The following is a 16,333-nucleotide window of genomic DNA, read 5'->3' on the forward strand; positions in this document are numbered from 1 at the left end:
GCTACGAGGCGCCGACGGCACCGCGCCGCAGCACCAGCGCCGCGTTCGACCCCATGAGCCCCCGGCTGAGGACCAGCGCCGTGCGCACCTCGGCGGCCCGCGCGCGGACGGTGACGAGGTCGAGGTCGTGGCAGATGTCGAAGACGTTGGGCGTGGGCGGGATCAGCCCGTGCTCCATCGCGAGCACCGCGGCGGCCACGTCCAGCACGGGAGCTGCGCCGTAGGCCCGGCCGACGGCGGTCTTCGGCGCCGTGACCGGCACCCGGGTGCCGTGCGGGCCGAGGGCGTCCGCGATCGCCAGGGCCTCGGCGCGGTCCGCCTCCGGCACCCCGAGGGCGTCGGCGAAGACCACGTCGATCTCCTCCGGCGCGCACCCGGCCTCGTCCAGGGCACCCCGGATCGCCTGGGCCAGCCCCTGGCGGGACTCCTGCCAGCGGGAGGCGCCGGTGAAGGTCGCCGCGTGCCCCGCCAGGGTGGCCCGCACGGGCACCCCCCGTTCCCGGGCCGCGCCCTCGGCCTCCACGACGAGCATGGCACCGCCCTCGGCCGGCACGAATCCGCAGGCCGCGGAGGTGAACGGACGGTAGGCGCGGTCCGGTTCCCCGACCGTGCTCAGCTCCTCGTAACCGAGCTGGCAGACCATCGAGTAGGGGGCCAGCGGCGCCTCGGTCGCACCGGCCACCATCACGTCGGTGCCGCGCCGCACCGCCCGCGCCGCGTGCGCCAGGGCGTCCAGACCGCCCGCCTCGTCGGAGGCGACCACCCCGCAGGGCCCCTTGAGGCCGCGCCGGATGGAGATCTGGCCGGTGCTCGCGGCGTAGAACCAGGCGATGGACTGGTACGGCCCGACGAACCGGCTGCCCTTGCCCCACAGTTGCTGGAGCTCGCGCTGGCCGAACTCGCCGCCGCCGGAACCGGCCGCGGTGACCACGCCCACGGAGAAGGGGGCGGCGTCGGTGTCGGACCGGCCGAGCCCGGCGTCGTCCAGCGCCAGGTCGGCGGCGGCCATCGCGAAGTGCGTGAACCGGTCGGTCTGGACGAGGTAGCGCTCCTCGATCGCCGACGGCGGATCGAAGTCCCGGATCTGGCCGGCCACCCGCAGCGGCAGGTGCTCGCACCCGTCACGGGTGATCCGGTCCAGGACGGGAACGCCTTCCACGGTGGCCTTCCAGAAGGCCTCGGTGGTGGTTCCGTTGGGCGCGACCACGCCGATTCCGGTGACGGCCGCGCGCCGGGGCTGCGGTGCGCTCATTCGGTTCCCTCCCTCGGCAGGGTCATGATCACCGCGGACTGGAAGCCGCCGAACCCGCTGCCCACCGAGAGCACGCTGCGCAGTCGGCGCTCACGGGCGACGCGCGGCACGTAGTCCAGGTCGCACTCGGGGTCCGGGGTCTCGTAGTTCGCGGTGGGCGGGACCACCTGGTGGGCCAGGGCCAGCGTGCAGGCGACGACCTCGATCGCCCCGATCGCGCCGAGGGAGTGGCCCACCATGGACTTGATGGAGCTCATGGGCGTGTCGTAGGCGTGCGCACCGAGCGCCCGCTTGACCGCGGCCGTCTCGTGCCGGTCGTTCTGGACGGTGCCCGAGCCGTGCGCGTTGACGTAGTCGATCGCCGTGGCGTCGAGCCGGGCCTGGCCGAGGGCGTCCTCGATGGCCCGGGCCATCTCCAGGCCCTCACCGGTCAGACCGGTCATGTGGTAGGCGTTGCCGAAGGTGGCGTAGCCGCCGATCTCGCAGTACACGTGGGCGCCGCGGGCCCGGGCGTGCTCCAGTTCCTCCAGGACCAGCACCGCGCCGCCCTCGCCCATGACGAACCCGTTGCGCCCGGCGTCGAAGGGGCGGGACGCGTGGGCGGGGTCGTCGTTGCTCGGGGAGGTGGCCTTGATGGCGTCGAAGCAGGCCATGGTGATCGGGGAGATCGGCGAGTCCGAGGCGCCCGTGATGCACACGTCGGCCCGGCCCTCCTCGATCGTGTGGAAGGCGTACCCGACGGCGTCGAGCCCCGAGGTGCAGCCCGTGGAGACGGTCTGCACCGGCCCGCGCGCCTCGAACCGTTCCGCCACCGCCGAGGCGAGGGTGCTGGGCGAGAACGCCCGGTGCAGATGTGCGCCGGCCTCCCGCGGGTCCACGTCCCAGCGCTGGCCGCGGTGGCTGACCAGGACGTAGTCGTGCTCCAGCCGGGTGGTGCCGCCGACCGCGGTGCCGAGCGAGACCCCGACCCGCCACGGGTTCTCCGCGGCGAGGTCGAGGCCGGAGTCCCGGACCGCCTCCTCCCCGGCGACCAGGGCGAACTGCAGATACCGGTCGCACCGGGCGATGTCCTCGGCGTCCAGTCCGTGGGCCGCCGGGTCGAAGTCGCACTCGGCGGCGATCTGTGAACGCAGCTCCGACGGGTCGAAGAACGTGATGCCGCGGGTCGCCGTACGACCGCTGGTCAGCAGATCCCAGAACGCCGGGACACCGATGCCGCCCGGGGCGACGATTCCTATGCCAGTGACCGCCACGCGCCTCCTCATGAGCGCAACCCGGATCGTTCGGCCGCCCCGCCGGCGTGGACCGCCTCCGGGATCGGCACACCGTCGGCGTCCTCGGTGTCGACGTGCCCGAGCGGCGGGCTCGGGGCCAGCGGGCCGAGGTGGAAGACCATGCGGGCCTCCACGTTGCCGACGTTGCGGAAGCGGTGCCGCATGTGGGAGGGGATCAGGAGCCCCTGCTCGGGCCGCAGTTCATGGGGCTCGCCGTCCAGGTCCACCTCGAGCTGCCCGCACACCACGTAGATGAACTCCTCGGAGTACGGGTGGTAGTGCTCGGCGATGCGGTCGCCGGGCTGCACGATGGCCACGCCCATGAAACCGCTGGTGGAGCCGACCGTGGTGGGGGTGAGCATGGCGCGCAGGTCGCCCCCGCGCCGGGTGTTGGGCTCGACCTCGCTGAGATCCACTACTCCGGGATGACGTTTGATCACGACGTTCCTCCGAACATGTGCTGCTTCGACATGAGGGCGTGGCCGGTCAAGGCCCGGGCCGGTGGGTCAGGCGCCGGGCGCGCGGCGGTCGGTGACGAGGTCCATGCGGGAGACCGCGAGGAGGTGGGCGGGGGTGCTGTCCCGCAGCGCCGGACCCGCCACCCCGAGGGCCTCGCCGTCGAGGAGCGCCGTCAGTTCGGCGGTGGCGGCCCCGTCCGTGAGACCGAGCACCGGGCCGGCGTCGCCGTCGAGGGGGCCGCGCACGTCGACCAGCCGCATCACGATGTCGTCGCGCTGGAAGATCGTGCTGCGCAGCACCGGTCCGCGCGGGTCGTCGGCGGCCGCCTCGTCCTGCCGGGCGAGCAGCTCGGCCAGTTGCATCCCGTACCCCTCGCGGGCCGGGTAGTACAGCGCGTGCCGCACCGCGTCCGGGCTCTCCTCACCCGACGTCACATGGTGGACGGCGGGCAGCGCGGCGCGGGTGAAGAAGAGCCGGGCGGACTCGGGGTCGTCCAGGTCCCGGTCCTGCTCCAGATAGGGGTTGATGGCTTCCTCGACGGCCCGCACCTCGGGCTGCCGGGACACGTGGCGCAGGGCGGCGAGCAGGTCGCCGCGCACCTCGATGGCCCGCACGACCCGGTTGCCGTGCATGAAGAGGGAGGTGCGGCACAGCCGGGTGGCGTCGTCGACCCGCGGCTCCGGCGAGGTGTAGCCGGCGAGGATCTTGGCGACGGTCTCCTCGCTGCCCGGCTTGACCGTGAAGGTGAGCGCGTGCCGGATCAGCCCGTCACCGATCCGGGGGGCCGCCTGGAGCCGGCGCTCCTCCGGGCCGGTCTGCGTGAGCGGGCCGCCGGTCTCGCGGACGATGTGGAAGCGCAGCGACCTGGTGTCCCGGACGCAACTGTGCAGCGGCTGCACCATCCGCACGTGCTCCTCGCTGTTGACCCAGGTGAGGAACGGCGGGGCGCTCTCCCACTCGCTGGTGATGAGCCACTGGGAGGGGTTCTCGATGGACTGGCAGAGCTGGTCACTGACGTGTCCGGGGACGGACGCGACCTGGCTGCACAGGCTCTCGTACGCCTCGAGGAACTGCTGTTGGGCCCCGTCGTAGACGTCCACCAGCAGGACGACACGGAGCCTGGAGCCGTCGAACACGGACTGGGAGACTCGCTGCGACGCCTGTTGCACAGACGCTTTCGAAACACGGTCGGACGTGGTGGTCATCCTGCGCACATCTCCTTCGGGGGCTGGGGCGGACGAACGTCGGCCACGGGGTATGACGTCGGCGTTCCTCGATCGTCAGGCCGCCCCGGGAAGCGCGCGACTCGGATGCACCGTGGGGGTGACCGGCGGCCGGGAGCCGGGCGGGCGGACTCAGAGGAGGTGGGCGAAGACCACGAGGTTGTCGGTGTAGTCCCTGGCCGAGCGGTCGTAGTCGCCCGCACACGTGATCAGCCGCACCTCGGGCCGGGCGGTGTCGTCGTACACGCGCCGGCTGGGGAAGTCGTCCTTCTCGAACGTCTCGACGCTGTCGACCACGAAGGACGCCCGGCGCCCGTCGGCCCGGTCGACGTGGAAGACGTCCCCCTTCGCCAGTTCGCCGAGGTTCACGAACACGGCCGCCGACGTGGCCGTGTCGACGTGCCCGGCGATGATCGCGGTGCCCGGTTCACCGGGGGAGACGCCCTTGGCGTGCCAGCCGACGAGGTTGACGTCATGGGCGGGAGGCGGTTCGAGACGTCCCGTGGGACCGATGGCGAGGTCCGTGAAGGGCGCGTCGACCGAGATCTTCGGAATGAGCAGTCGTACGGGCCGTGACCGCGGGAGCTGGCGGCCCGCCGGCTGCCCGGCCGCCTGTCCGGGCGGGGTGGCCGGAGCCGACACGGAGGGTGCGGCCCGGGGCGGTGGGGCCGCCGCGGGCGACGACCCGTCGTTCCCGCCGAACAGGCTCACGGCCAGTACCAGGATCGCCGCGGCGCCCACCATCACCTTGGTGGGAGGGCCGTCCCCGGTCGGGGCGGGTTCGTCCTGGCCGGGAGTTTCTGCGGGGGGAGAAGGACTGACTGCCATCGGGGACCACCTCACCAGGACATGGCAGATATCAGGCGGACGGGGCACGGGACGGGCCGGCCGGACCGCCACGCGGCTCGCGCGTGGCGGCCACGGCGGCTATCGCGTCCGGCATGGATCAGGCCAGGCTTCCGGCGACCCTCTTACGGCGTGCCGCGTACAGGCCGGCTCCGGCGACCACCAGCATGGCGAGCCCACCTGTGGTCACCGTCGGGGAGGCCAGACCGCCGCCGCCGGTGTGCATGCCGCCGCTGGGCTTCTCGTGGCCGCTCCAGCCGCCCTCGTGCTTGCCGCCACCGGAGTCCCGGCCGTGCTCGCTGTCCTTGTCCTTGTAGGTCTCCGGGTCGTACTTCGGGTTGGTGTGCTCCTTGCTGTAGGAGGAGTCCGACGAGTCCCAGCCGTCCCCGGCCGCGTGGGCGCCGGGCGCGCCGAGAACGAGGACGGCCGAGGCCGCCGCCGTGGTCAGCAGGATGCGAGCAGAGCGCATGTGTCGTTCCTTCCGCCGGCGGCCGGGCTGCTGGTGCTTCGTCAGCTTGGGTGGCCCGCCCCCGACGTGATCCACCGTCAGTCACGCGGCCGTCGGCCACCACTCAAGGCGGTCAGCCGGGTGAACGGGCCCCGGTCGGACGGACGTCAGACCGACCCCAGCAGGGCGTTCAGGACCTCGCGCAGCGCCGACTCGGCGTCCGGCACGGGCCCCTGCGACCGCCAGGCCACGAACCCGTCGGGCCGTACGAGTACGGCGCCTTCGGGCGTCGTCCCGTGGGCGGCAGACCAGTCCGCGTCGCCCTCGGGGGCCAGTTCGGCGTCCGGGCCCTCGCCCACCCGGTACGACGTCAGCGGGACGGACGTCCGCCCGGCGAGGCGGACCGCGGCCTCGTGCCAGCCGCTCGCCGCCCCGGCGCCGCTGAGCAGGACGAGCGACCTCTCGTACAGGTCCAGGGTGGAGATCCGGTCGCCCCGGTGCCGTACCGCCAGGTGGGGGGCCCTGCTGCCGGGGGCACCGGACAGGTCGAGGCGGTCCGGGACGACCGGGGTGTCGGGGTCGGCGCCCACGACGGCGCCCTGCGGATAGCGGTAGCCGAGGGCCACGTTGAGGATGCCGCGCTGCGGACCGCCGCCGGTGCCGGGGGCCGGGGCGTACCCGGGGTGGCTGTGCTCGGCCGACCGGGCGGCGGCGCGGGCACTGGTCGCCTCCGCGACCGGGCGGCGCTCGGCGTCGTACGAGTCCAGCAGCGACTCCCCGGCCCAGCCGCCGAGGACCGCGGCGAGCTTCCAGGCGAGGTTGTGCGCGTCCTGGATCCCGGTGTTGGAGCCGAACGCCCCGGTGGGGGACATCTCGTGGGCCGAGTCGCCGGCCAGGAAGACCCGCCCCGACCGGTAGCTGCGGGCGACGCGCTGGGCGGCGTGCCAGGGGGCCCGGCCGGTGATCTGCACGTCGAGATCGGCGACGCCGACCGCGCGCCGGATGTGCTCCACGCACCGCTCGTCGGTGAACTCCTCCAGCGTCTCGCCGCGTTCGGGGTGCCAGGGCGCGTGGAACACCCAGTTCTCCCGGTTGTCCACGGGCAGCAGGGCACCGTCGGCCGCCGGGTCCGTCAGGTAGCAGACGATGAACCGGCGCTCGCCCACGACGTCGGCGAGACGACGCGAGCGGAAGGTGATGCTGACGTTGCTGAACAGGTCGCCCGGACCGCTCTGGCCGATGCCGAGCTGCTCGCGGACGGGACTGCGGGGGCCGTCGGCGGCGACGAGGTAGTCCGCGAGGACCGTGGTGTGCTCGCCGGTCTCTCGGCTCTTGAGGATCGCGGTGACGCCCGAGGGCCCGCTCTCGAAGGACAGCAGTTCGGTGCCGTACCGCAGATCGCCGCCGAGCCGGCCGGCGTGGTCGAGCAGTACCGGCTCCAGGTCGTTCTGGCTGCACAGACACCATGAGCTGGGGCTGAAGCGGGCCAGTCCGCCGCCTTCGTCGATCTCCTTGAACAGCCACTCGCCCGCGTCGCCGACCAGGGTGGGGGTCTGGAGGATGCCGTGGTTGCCGGCCAGCGTGGCGGCGGCCTGACGGATCGTCGGCTCGACGCCGGCCGTCCGGAACAGTTCCATGGTGCGGACGTTGTTGCCGCGTCCGCGGGGGTGGATGGAGGTCCCGGCGTGCCGCTCGACCAGCATGTGCGGTACGCCCAGCCGGCCCAGGAACACCGAGGTCGACAGGCCGACGAGGGAACCGCCGACGATGAGGACCGGTACCCGGTGGGTCGTGGGGTCTGCCTGGGCCGCTCTTTGGTTCATCACTCGCCTCCAGCGCGTCGTGTCCGCCGACTCGTCCGGGTACGGCGGAGACGTTCATGCATGCCCCGCCCCGCGAACCCGGGCCCAAGCTTCACCCGCTCAACACGCCCGGTTCCCCGAGTCGGCGGGCACGCGGCCCGACCCCCGCGCGCCGAGCACCGTCACCGCCGCCGGGACCCGGGCCCCGCCCGGCGCCGGGACTGCATAGGATCTGCTCTCATGTCGAACCCTGACGAGCTGCTTGTCGCCCTCTCCGCCGCGGTGGAGAGCGAGCGAAGCAATCAGATGTCGTTGACCGTGGTCGTCGGCGGTGCCGTCATCACCGGCCGGCTGGCTCCTGAGGCCGTGTGGAGGGAGCGCGTCGCGGAGGTCCTGAAGGACTCGGACCGGCTCGGACCGTTCTCCGACGTCTTCGCCGGCGAGCCGCGCGGGGACCGGCCCACCCCTGTCGAGACGCCCACCCACCTGCACTTCCACCTCGCCCGGATCCTCCAGGGCAGCCTCGGCATCCCGGAGACGGGGGGCATGTACCGGGTCGCGATCAAGGACGTCAGCGCCTGGACGGTGGGGGACCTCAGCTACATCGACCAATAGGCCGCCGTAGTTCGTGTGCAGCAGGACACGTACCCCTTTTGCACTAATTGGGGAACGCGGAGCAACCCAGAGCCCTCCTTCTGTGTGAAGCAATCCGCACAGGCAGGGAAACTGGGGATCAACCGGTATGGGTCTGACCAGCGAGACAACCGTGTACGTGATGGCGGGGCTCGCCGCCGTGTGTGTGGCACTGCTGGTCTGGTGGTGGCCACGGTTCGCCCGGCAGGGACTGCTGCAGGTGCTCGGCCGCCTGGTGGCCCTCGGCACCACCCAGGTGGTGATCATCGCCGCGTTCGCGTGCTGGCTCAACTCGTCGTACCAGTTCTTCGGCTCGTGGGGTGAGCTCTTCGGCCGCGTGGAGACGGCCCCCGTCGGCGTGACGCAGGCGGGGGACGTCGGCGGCACCGGCACGGTCAACGGCGTCGCCGTGAAGGGGGCGCTGGTCCAGCCCGCCACCGACGAACAGCTCAAGCGGGTCAGCGGACTGCCCACCGGGCCCGCCGCGGTGACCGGGCGGGTGGAGTCCGTCAAGGTCATCGGCCGCCGCACGGGCGTGGTCGACCCGGCGTTCGTCTACCTGCCGCCGCAGTACTTCCAGAAGGCGTACCAGCGGCAGCGCTTCCCGGTGATCGTCGCGCTCAGCGGCTACCCGGGCAGCATCTTCAACCTCGCGCAGCACCTGCGGGTCTCGCAGACGGCCGGCGCACTGCAGAAGAGCGGTCAGATGCAGCCGACCATCATGGTGATGATCCGGCCCACGATCGCCCCGCCGCGCGACACCGAGTGCGTGGACGTACCGGGCGGTCCGCAGACCGAGACCTTCCTGGCCAAGGACCTCCCGGACGCCCTGAAATCCGCCTACCGCGTCGGCCACGACGCCAGTGCCTGGGGCGTCATGGGCTACTCCTCCGGCGGAAGCTGCGCCCTGCAACTGACCATGCGTGATCCGCACGTGTACACGACGGCCGCCGCCCTGTCGCCCGACTACAGGGTCAAGGACGACCCGACGACCGGGAACCTCTTCGGCAACGGTCCGGACCGCACCGAGCGGATCAACGGTCACGACCTGATGTGGCGGCTCAAGCACCTGCCCGCCCCCCAGGTCTCCGTCCTGGTGGCCGAGAGCAAGCACGGCGAGCGCGGCTATCCGCAGACGCAGGCCTTCATCAAGGCCGTCAAGGCGCCCATGCGGGTCGTGTCGGTCCTGCCCGAGCACGGCAGCCACAACTTCCCGACCTGGGTGCAGGAGATGCCCCCGGCCCTGAAGTGGATGAACCAGCAGCTCACGTTCCCCCAGGACGTCGTGCCCCGGCGCCACAGGAAGGGCACGGTGGTCGCCGAACCCTCGAAGCCCGGCCACGACCCGCTGCGCGCGGACGGCCCGGAGCCGACACCTACGACGACCAGGTCCAGGCCGTAGACGCGCTGCGGTGGGGTTGCGGCTCGGGTGGAGGGGGCTCGGCCCTCGGTGACGCGGACGCCGGCCGGTACACCGGTGGCGTCCGTTCCGTCCCGTCCGTGGGGTCAGCGCACGCCCGCCGCGTCGAGGAGGGTGACCACGGTGGGGGCGACGAGCCCCGTCAGCGTGTCCGCTCCGACCCCCGCCCGGGCGCTGGCTCCGTCGAAGACCAGGCTGAGCTGCCGGGCCAGCAGACCGGGATCGCTCGCCCCGCCCCGCTCCGCCTCGGCGTGGAAAAAGGCGGTCAGGTCGTCCTTGACCCGAAGGGCCACCCGACTCGCGGGATGGTTCCGGTCCTTGAGCTCGATCTGCGCGGCCAGGTAGGGGCAGCCGTAGTACTCGGGCGCTCCCGACCATGCCTCCACCTGCTCGAAGACGTGCAGGATCCGCGCCCGAGGCGAACGGCCGTCGTCCGCCGGGGGCAATAGGGTGGCCGCGAAGTCGGCGTTGCGCTGCTCCAGGCTCGCGGCGAGCAGTTCGTCCTTGCTCTCGAAGAGCTGGTACATGGAGCGCTTGGACACCCCCGCCGCCTTGCACAGCGCCTCGACGCCGATGTTGACGCCGTCGCGGTAGGTCAGCGTGGCCGCAGCGTCCAGCAGCCGCTCTCGGGGGCTCGGCTTCGCCTCGGTGGTCATACAGCGAGGTTAACGCGATTCCGGCAGAAAGAAAACTGATCGGTTTCCCGGGGGGTGGGGGGAATCCTTCGCTGTGCCCCGACCCGACCTGGTCCGGTTCGGCCCGCCGGCCCCGCTCGCTTCCTGTGGATGTGTCCCCGAAAGCCACCGGCGGCCACCGAAAGTCACCGAAGCAACCGATTGCCGCCCGCCCCGCCCCCTCCGCTTTTGGCGAACCTGTGGAGATTCAAAGGTGATGGACGACAGGTGGGTCACGACCCCGCTCGACTCCCCGTAAACGTCCGGGAGTTGCCGTTTCGCACCGGGAACGGCGACACCGCGCCTTTGCCCGTACTTTAGTCTGGTGGCGCGCCGGCACCATGGCGAGAACTCCCGTTCCGCTCTCCATGCGTCCCGTGTCGCCTCGTTCGCAGTCCAAGAAGGGGGTCGCCTCATGGCGGATGAATTTAAGGTCGACCTGAGCCAATTGAACTCTTTTGGCCGGGTGTTGAAGCAGTCCGTGACCGATCTGGAGGAAGCACGCACAGCGCTCTCCGCTGTCAGTGCCGAACAGATCGGAACCCCGCGGCTGGACGAGGCGTGCGAGACCTTCCAGAACAGATGGAAGTACGGAACGGGTCAGTTGAAGGACATGATCAAAGCGGTGGACGAGGGCGTGGAAAAGACCGCGCTGAGCTACCAGCAGTTCGAGGACAATCTCTCCCAGGCCCTCAAGAAGATGGAAGAGACCAACGCCGCGAACACCGGGGGGAAGTGACCGGTGGCTGACAACCCGTACCCGAGCCTCGGCTGGAACCCCGTACCCGGAGTCCCCGAGCAGGTCACCTCCCTCTACCGCAAGGTGAAGGCCGCGGCGGACACGCTCAACAACTGCCACCGCCAGATCGAGTACCTGCTCGGAGCGAGCTCGAGCTGGCAGGGAGACGCGGCGAGCGCGTTCCGGGACACCCTGGACGGCGACCTCAAGACCGCCATGAGGAACGCCGGTCAGTCGCTCGACAAGGCCGCCGGGGCGCTGAGCACCTGGGAAGGCGACCTGACCTCCCACCGCGACCTGGCCAAGAAGTACGACGACGCCGCGCGCGAGAACAAGGCCGACGCCGACAAGGCGCGCACCCGCTACGACGAGGCCAAGGGGAACCCGGACCTCAAGCTCGCCGGCAAGGAGTACCCCAGCCAGGCGGAGGCGGACGCCGCGACGGAGCGCCTGCGCGCCGCCGAGCGCGAACTGAACGACGCCACCACCCACCTCAACAACGCCAACAGCGCCTACAACGACGTCATCGCGAAGGCGAAGGAGCTGGAGGGCACCCACACCCACGCGGCCGAGGGCGTCGCCCGCACCCTCGACGAGGCCGACGACAAGCTGGCCCCCAAGGAGCCGGGGTGGTTCGACAAGGCCCTGAGCGCCATCGGCGAGGGCCTCAAGGCGGTCGGCGAGTTCCTCGTGGAGCACGCCGGCACCATCGGGGCCATCGCGGGCCTGCTGGCCCTGCTCCCCACCCCGCTGGCCCCGGTCTTCGCGGGCATCGCGGTCGCGGCGAGCGCGGTGTCCATGGCGAAGAACCTCGCCAGCGAGGACTTCAGGGACGCGCTGATGGGCAAGTACGGCTTCAAGGAGGGCGCGTTCGCCGCTGCCGCGATGGTCGGTGACGGCCTTGGCATGGTGCCCGGCGTCGGCGCCCTCGCCCGGGCCGGCAGCGAGGCGGCCCTCGCGTCGGCGGTCGCCCGGGAGGGCGGCGAGGCCCTGTCCCTGGGCTCGAAGCTGGGGACGTTCGGCAGGGAGATCGTTCCCGCGTTCAACTTCAAGGCGCTGGACGTGGCCACCGACCCCGCCACCGGAGTCCTCCAGTACGGCATCAACGGCGTCAACGTGGCGGCCAACATGGCGTCCTCCCTGGAGAACCTGGGCGTCTTCCCGAAGAACGGCCCCGGACACGACGCTTCCGAGATCACCAAGGGCGCGGCCGCGTCGACCGGCCTCAAGGGCGGCGTGACGGCGATCGCGAGGGACATCGGCGAACTGATGGGCGGCATCCGACTGTGAGCACATTCCTCGACTCGGTGGAGACCGAGCCGAAGCCGGAGTTCTGGTACGGGCTGCCCTACGGCTACCTCCAGATGGACCTCCGGCCCACACCGGAGGGCATCCAGGAGGTGGCCCGCCGGCTCGACGCCCTCCCCGAGGGCCTACGGGACCGTGCCGACCAGGTGTTCCGGCTCTACTGCGTCGTCCTGACGCTGCTGCGCAGCCAGGCCGTGATGGGGTGCGCGCTCGGCATGCACCCCGGCGAGGACGGCGAGCCCACCCTGTCCGTCCTCACGGTCTCCACCGTCCCGACCTCGGGAGCGCACCCCGAGGCCGTGCTGATCCAGATGCTGGGCGACGGCGGCACCGGAGCGGACGACGGCCTCGTGCCCGTGGAACTTCCGGCGGGCACCGGGTACGTGTGGGAGACGGAACGGACCACGGCCGCACCCACCGCTCCACCCGAGGGTGCGGACGGCCCCGCGCAGGGGACCGTCTGGCAGGGCACCGTGGCGATCCCGGTCCCACGCTCCGGGTCGATCGTCACCGTGCAACTCGTCACCCCGTCGGTGGAGCTCGCCGACGACTACCGCGGTGTGCTGTTGGGCGTCGCGCGTACGGTGACGTTCGAGGACCCGGCCGAAGAGGACGCCGGGACCGGGCCGTCCCCGGATGCCGGCTCAGGGGCGGACGAGAGGAGCCCGTTCGGATGACAGTGCCAGAGCGATGGAAGGACGGCCTGGAGTCGGACACCCCGGCCGCGCCGTACCCGACCGACGGATCGGAATACCGGGGTGCGGTGCGACACCACTACGGGCTCGCACTGAAGAAGTTCCTCAAGTTCTTCCCGGTGTTCGTACTGCTGTGGGTCCAGCTCTACGTGTTCCAGCTCGACTATCTCCTGCCGGTGGGCATTGTCGGAATGCTGGGCGTCGTCTGGACGCTCGTCCTTCTCGCCGGCCGCGTGAGTTCGATCCGGAAGTGCGCGAAGGTGTTCCGGACCTACCCGCTCGAATTCCGCACTCCCGTCGAGAAGATCGGCATGGAGTCGACCCACACGCTCTACCTCCGCCTCGGAGATCAGAAGGGCACCCCCTTCACCCTGCGGGCGAAGGACGCCCTGGGGCGTGGCCGGTGGCCGGCAGGCATCACCGACGGCGTCTGGTTCGCGGGCGACGAGCCGTTCGGCGGCGCGATGATCGTGCCGGGCAGCGGCGAACTCCTCTTCCTCCAGCCCAGGGACTGGAACGCAAGGGAACAGGACCGCACCACGGCAGCCCCGGAGCGCATCGAAAAGGCGAACCGAGCAGGAATCAAACGCCCAGCCCGCCGCTGACGACCTCCGGGCGCCGGCTTCTTCCCTCGCTTGCTGAGCCCGGCCACCGCGACAGAGCGTGGCCGGGCGCGAGAAGTGGGTACACACGACCGGTGGAAGGTGTGCCGTGTACATCAACCCGGTCCATGGGCCACCTTTGGTACATGCAGGACATTCACCTTGCGGCCATGGCGAACCGGGTCTGGGACGAGCCGCTGTTCTCACGTACCTTCGATGGGCCGGGGCGCACGCTGACCGAGTCGGAGGTCCGCGACACGATCGCCGACGCCGCCCGGCGTGAGACCGGCCCGGACTCCGGATCCGCCACGTGATCATTGTCATCGCCGATACGTCCGGCCTGCTGGCCGTGGAGCACGTGAGGCTGCCCTCAGAGCGGTCGACGACCTGCCACGGTGGATGAGCCGGGGTCGTGTCGTCCTGCCGGAGATCACGGAGAACCGTCCGGCCGCCGCCCGGTCCGTCCGCGTCCGCTACCGCGCACAGGACCTCGACCTCGCCGACGCGGTCAACGTGGCGCTCGCCGCCGACTACGACACAGACGCGATTCTCACCCTGGACCGACAAGACTTCCGGGCCGTACGCCCGCTCGGCCGTCACAAGGCGTTCCGGGTGCTCCCCGACGACCTCCCGCTCTGACGGGGGCATCCTCGGCGGTCAAGTGCCGTCTCCCGTAAGGACGGAGACTCCCAAACGCCGCAACGGCTCCCCCAACGAAACAAGCCCCAGGCCACTGACCTGGGGCTTCAAGAAGAGCGGGTGACGAGAATCGAACTCGCGCTCTCAGCTTGGGAAGCTGCGGGCATTTGAGGGCGGTTCTGGACTGACCTGGGGGAACGGTCGAGCGCGGGCCTCGGTGGGCTCAGTTCTTTCACCGTGGTTCCCCGCTGTTCCCCGCTCGTTCTGGTGCGGTTGTGGTGCGAAGGACCGTCATTCCTCGGGCTTGGGTGCCGTGAGGTCGACCCATATCCACGGCCTCCTGTGCCAGTCGCGCACCTCGCCTATGACCAGGTCGACGGTTGCCCCCACTGGCGGCAGCTCCTGCACGAGTTGCTTCACTCGCGGCTCGCTTCTGCGGCGAATCGTGTCCAATGAGGCGCCCACCGGGTCGTACTCGTCGAGCCTGCCGTGAGGCCCCATGGCTGGTGGCTAGTGATCGTTGCTTGGACTCTCTCGCCTTGGCGAAGCTCGCTGAGAGGGCGTCTCGGTTCATCTGCCATGGCAGCATCCTCTACCTCAACCCACCCCTCACCCTCAGCATCCCGTTTGCCGTCGACCCACACGCTTTCCAACTGTGGGGGTGCCACGCAGGCATGCATGCAGGGCCGTTCACCTGCGTTCATGCTCGACCGGATGCGGGAGCGGCCACCGCCTTCGGTCTCGTCTGAACGACCGTGAACGGAGCTGAATGAGACGGAAACTGAGACGGGCCCTCGGTGTGTTGACCTGGAGAGAGGCCAACGGGCTACAGACCGCGCAGCGCCTCGTACAGGTCGCCGTAAGCGCTCCAGCAGTCGACACTGCCATCGTCGTTCAGACTGCCCATGTACCAGTCCTCATCGCTGACCGGCTTCACCAGACATAGCCCGTGGAACCCCAAGATGATCTCGGGGTGGAGCCGTTCGTCTTCACCCGGCCGGCCCACCCACGTCACGATGCGATCGGTGTCGAGAGCCACAGACTCCTGATCGCCGGAGACCTTGCGGATCTCCTCCAGAGTCCACCCTGCCGGTAGCTGCCCGTCTCCCATCCCATGATGATGAGAGTCACCGCAGCATCTGAGTCGAGGCCCGGATGCCTTCTCAGAGCACCGCTTTGGGAGAGCGGCTGGGGTGTCGTGCCGGTGACCTGGGCTTCGATAACTGCCGAGATGCCCAGCAACTCGACTGCCAGACGCCCTCGTTGACCGTGGCTGACCGCTACATCTGGCACGACAGTGGCACGAACCTCAGCCGACGAAAGCCAGCCACGATGGCGGGTGCGTCGGCCGACCAGGCGCGTGTATGCCTCGCTGCACCCCCGCCAGCCTCAGCCACGCTACTGGCTTGCGCCGTTAACCAGAGCAACCCGCGACGGCCAGCTCCGTGGAGACGGAGCCGAAGCATCAGCTTGCGAAGCCGGAGCCTTTGAGAGGAAATCCGCTGGTTAATCAGAGGGCATGTTGCGAATCGCATCCAAAAGGTCTGTGAGCTCTGGTGGCTGCAAATCATGCCAGCGAATATCGTTATTCCCGTCACCTATCATGTGGTTGTAGATCGCAGCGCATGTCTCAAGAGTTTTTTCGGCAACGAATAGGAGCCCATCCCAGTTTTTGACGTCGATCAGACCGTTTGAATAGTCTTCGGCCTGGTCTAGAGGCCGGTAGGGTACAGGCCATCTATGGAAACTCGCCGCCTCAAGAGAATTCTTCAAAGTGCTCAGGCATACTCCTACCGCAATCGGTTCCTTCCGGCCAAAAACCTCGGGCCCCATATATCGCGCGTGGACCCTACTTCGCTCGGCCGTATCAAGGTCCCAAATGGAATGAAATTTGTTCTCAAGCTCCGCGATCCTTTTAACCAGGTCGCTCACCTTGATTGAGGAAAGTTCGTCTGCCGAATTGTTGACGAAGTCAGTGAGGTTGGTAAGAGTTATGCTGCTGTTGCGGGATGCGCGCACTGCGCCGGCCTGAAATCCCCCTTCCGCAAAGATTAGGCCGCGGTCCGCTCCGACGTCGTCAATAATTGAGGCAAAGGCTAGGACGCGCTCTTTCGGAACAGCTCGCTTCCACTTCTTGCACTCAACAATCCAGAGTTGCTCAATCCCGGCATATCGTATTCGTGCTGTGACATCGACTTCATGCCTCCCCCTGGCTCCTTCGATTACCTCTTCAACCTCTGTGGCGAAGCCGAACTCGGACAATACTTCAGATACTTTGATCTGATACTTTTCCCACTCTTTCTTTTGATTCACGAGACT

18 protein-coding genes are annotated in these 16,333 nt (G+C 69.8%); 8 read left to right on the forward strand and 10 right to left on the reverse strand.

All coding sequences use genetic code 11. The features are described 5' to 3' along the window. Position 1 precedes the first annotated feature (1 nt). The 7 genes from ACZ66S_RS19580 to ACZ66S_RS19610 all read right to left on the reverse strand — a co-directional run bounded on the left by ACZ66S_RS19580 (position 2) and on the right by ACZ66S_RS19610 (position 7,325). On the reverse strand, positions 2-1,252 hold the full coding sequence (locus ACZ66S_RS19580) for a ketosynthase chain-length factor (protein ID WP_469902758.1): 1,251 nt from the start codon (positions 1,250-1,252) through the stop codon (positions 2-4). Next, complete coding sequence (locus ACZ66S_RS19585; protein ID WP_469902759.1) at positions 1,249-2,517, reverse strand: beta-ketoacyl-[acyl-carrier-protein] synthase family protein; 1,269 nt, start codon at positions 2,515-2,517, stop codon at positions 1,249-1,251. The genes ACZ66S_RS19580 and ACZ66S_RS19585 overlap by 4 nt, the downstream gene beginning before the upstream one ends. Then, the gene (locus ACZ66S_RS19590; protein ID WP_469902760.1) at positions 2,514-2,966 is read right to left on the reverse strand and encodes a cupin domain-containing protein; all 453 of its coding nucleotides are present in this window, start codon (positions 2,964-2,966) and stop codon (positions 2,514-2,516) included. Before ACZ66S_RS19590 ends, ACZ66S_RS19585 begins: the two co-directional genes overlap by 4 nt. A 66-nt stretch (positions 2,967-3,032) precedes the next feature. Continuing rightward, positions 3,033-4,190: a SchA/CurD-like domain-containing protein gene (locus ACZ66S_RS19595; protein ID WP_469902761.1), complete on the reverse strand. Its 1,158-nt coding sequence runs from the start codon at positions 4,188-4,190 to the stop codon at positions 3,033-3,035. Positions 4,191-4,340: 150 nt separating this feature from the next. Next, the gene (locus ACZ66S_RS19600; protein WP_469902762.1) at positions 4,341-5,036 is read right to left on the reverse strand and encodes a class F sortase; all 696 of its coding nucleotides are present in this window, start codon (positions 5,034-5,036) and stop codon (positions 4,341-4,343) included. A 118-nt stretch (positions 5,037-5,154) separates the two neighbouring features. Further along, entirely contained in the window at positions 5,155-5,523 is a 369-nt protein-coding gene (locus ACZ66S_RS19605; protein ID WP_469902763.1) for a hypothetical protein, read from the reverse strand. Positions 5,524-5,669: 146 nt separating this feature from the next. Next, the gene (locus ACZ66S_RS19610; RefSeq protein ID WP_469902764.1) at positions 5,670-7,325 is read right to left on the reverse strand and encodes an FAD-dependent oxidoreductase; all 1,656 of its coding nucleotides are present in this window, start codon (positions 7,323-7,325) and stop codon (positions 5,670-5,672) included. A 219-nt stretch (positions 7,326-7,544) separates the two neighbouring features. Here ACZ66S_RS19610 and ACZ66S_RS19615 point away from each other — a divergent pair, with 219 nt between their 5' ends. Both ACZ66S_RS19615 and ACZ66S_RS19620 read left to right on the forward strand, forming a co-directional pair. Then, positions 7,545-7,919, forward strand: a complete 375-nt coding sequence (locus tag ACZ66S_RS19615; RefSeq protein ID WP_469902765.1) for a hypothetical protein — start codon at positions 7,545-7,547, stop codon at positions 7,917-7,919. A 127-nt stretch (positions 7,920-8,046) separates the two neighbouring features. Further along, positions 8,047-9,339 carry an alpha/beta hydrolase gene (locus ACZ66S_RS19620; protein ID WP_469902766.1) on the forward strand — a complete coding sequence of 431 codons (1,293 nt, stop codon included), beginning with the start codon at positions 8,047-8,049 and terminating at the stop codon, positions 9,337-9,339. Between the two features lie 104 nt (positions 9,340-9,443). On the opposite strand, the gene ACZ66S_RS19625 is transcribed toward ACZ66S_RS19620, so the two are convergent. After that, on the reverse strand, positions 9,444-10,013 hold the full coding sequence (locus tag ACZ66S_RS19625; RefSeq protein WP_469902767.1) for a TetR/AcrR family transcriptional regulator: 570 nt from the start codon (positions 10,011-10,013) through the stop codon (positions 9,444-9,446). Between the two features lie 433 nt (positions 10,014-10,446). Here ACZ66S_RS19625 and ACZ66S_RS19630 point away from each other — a divergent pair, with 433 nt between their 5' ends. The 6 genes from ACZ66S_RS19630 (at position 10,447) to ACZ66S_RS19655 (ending at position 14,014) form a co-directional block, all read left to right on the forward strand. Next, entirely contained in the window at positions 10,447-10,770 is a 324-nt protein-coding gene (locus tag ACZ66S_RS19630; protein ID WP_469902768.1) for a hypothetical protein, read from the forward strand. A gap of 3 nt (positions 10,771-10,773) precedes the next feature. Beyond that, the gene (locus tag ACZ66S_RS19635) at positions 10,774-12,060 is read left to right on the forward strand and encodes a putative T7SS-secreted protein (RefSeq protein ID WP_469902769.1); all 1,287 of its coding nucleotides are present in this window, start codon (positions 10,774-10,776) and stop codon (positions 12,058-12,060) included. After that, positions 12,057-12,755 carry a hypothetical protein gene (locus ACZ66S_RS19640; protein WP_469902770.1) on the forward strand — a complete coding sequence of 233 codons (699 nt, stop codon included), beginning with the start codon at positions 12,057-12,059 and terminating at the stop codon, positions 12,753-12,755. Before ACZ66S_RS19635 ends, ACZ66S_RS19640 begins: the two co-directional genes overlap by 4 nt. Then, positions 12,752-13,378: a hypothetical protein gene (locus tag ACZ66S_RS19645; RefSeq protein ID WP_469902771.1), complete on the forward strand. Its 627-nt coding sequence runs from the start codon at positions 12,752-12,754 to the stop codon at positions 13,376-13,378. Before ACZ66S_RS19640 ends, ACZ66S_RS19645 begins: the two co-directional genes overlap by 4 nt. 125 nt (positions 13,379-13,503) lie before the next feature. Further along, on the forward strand, positions 13,504-13,689 hold the full coding sequence (locus tag ACZ66S_RS19650) for a hypothetical protein (protein ID WP_469902772.1): 186 nt from the start codon (positions 13,504-13,506) through the stop codon (positions 13,687-13,689). Beyond that, the gene (locus ACZ66S_RS19655) at positions 13,655-14,014 is read left to right on the forward strand and encodes a PIN domain-containing protein (RefSeq protein WP_469902773.1); all 360 of its coding nucleotides are present in this window, start codon (positions 13,655-13,657) and stop codon (positions 14,012-14,014) included. Before ACZ66S_RS19650 ends, ACZ66S_RS19655 begins: the two co-directional genes overlap by 35 nt. 826 nt (positions 14,015-14,840) lie before the next feature. Here ACZ66S_RS19655 and ACZ66S_RS19660 read toward each other — a convergent pair. After that, positions 14,841-15,125: a hypothetical protein gene (locus ACZ66S_RS19660; RefSeq protein WP_469902774.1), complete on the reverse strand. Its 285-nt coding sequence runs from the start codon at positions 15,123-15,125 to the stop codon at positions 14,841-14,843. Positions 15,126-15,520: 395 nt separating this feature from the next. Further along, on the reverse strand, positions 15,521-16,327 hold the full coding sequence (locus tag ACZ66S_RS19665) for a restriction endonuclease (RefSeq protein ID WP_469902775.1): 807 nt from the start codon (positions 16,325-16,327) through the stop codon (positions 15,521-15,523). Positions 16,328-16,333 lie beyond the last annotated feature (6 nt).

Source organism: Streptomyces sp. NPDC107471, from assembly GCF_055582845.1.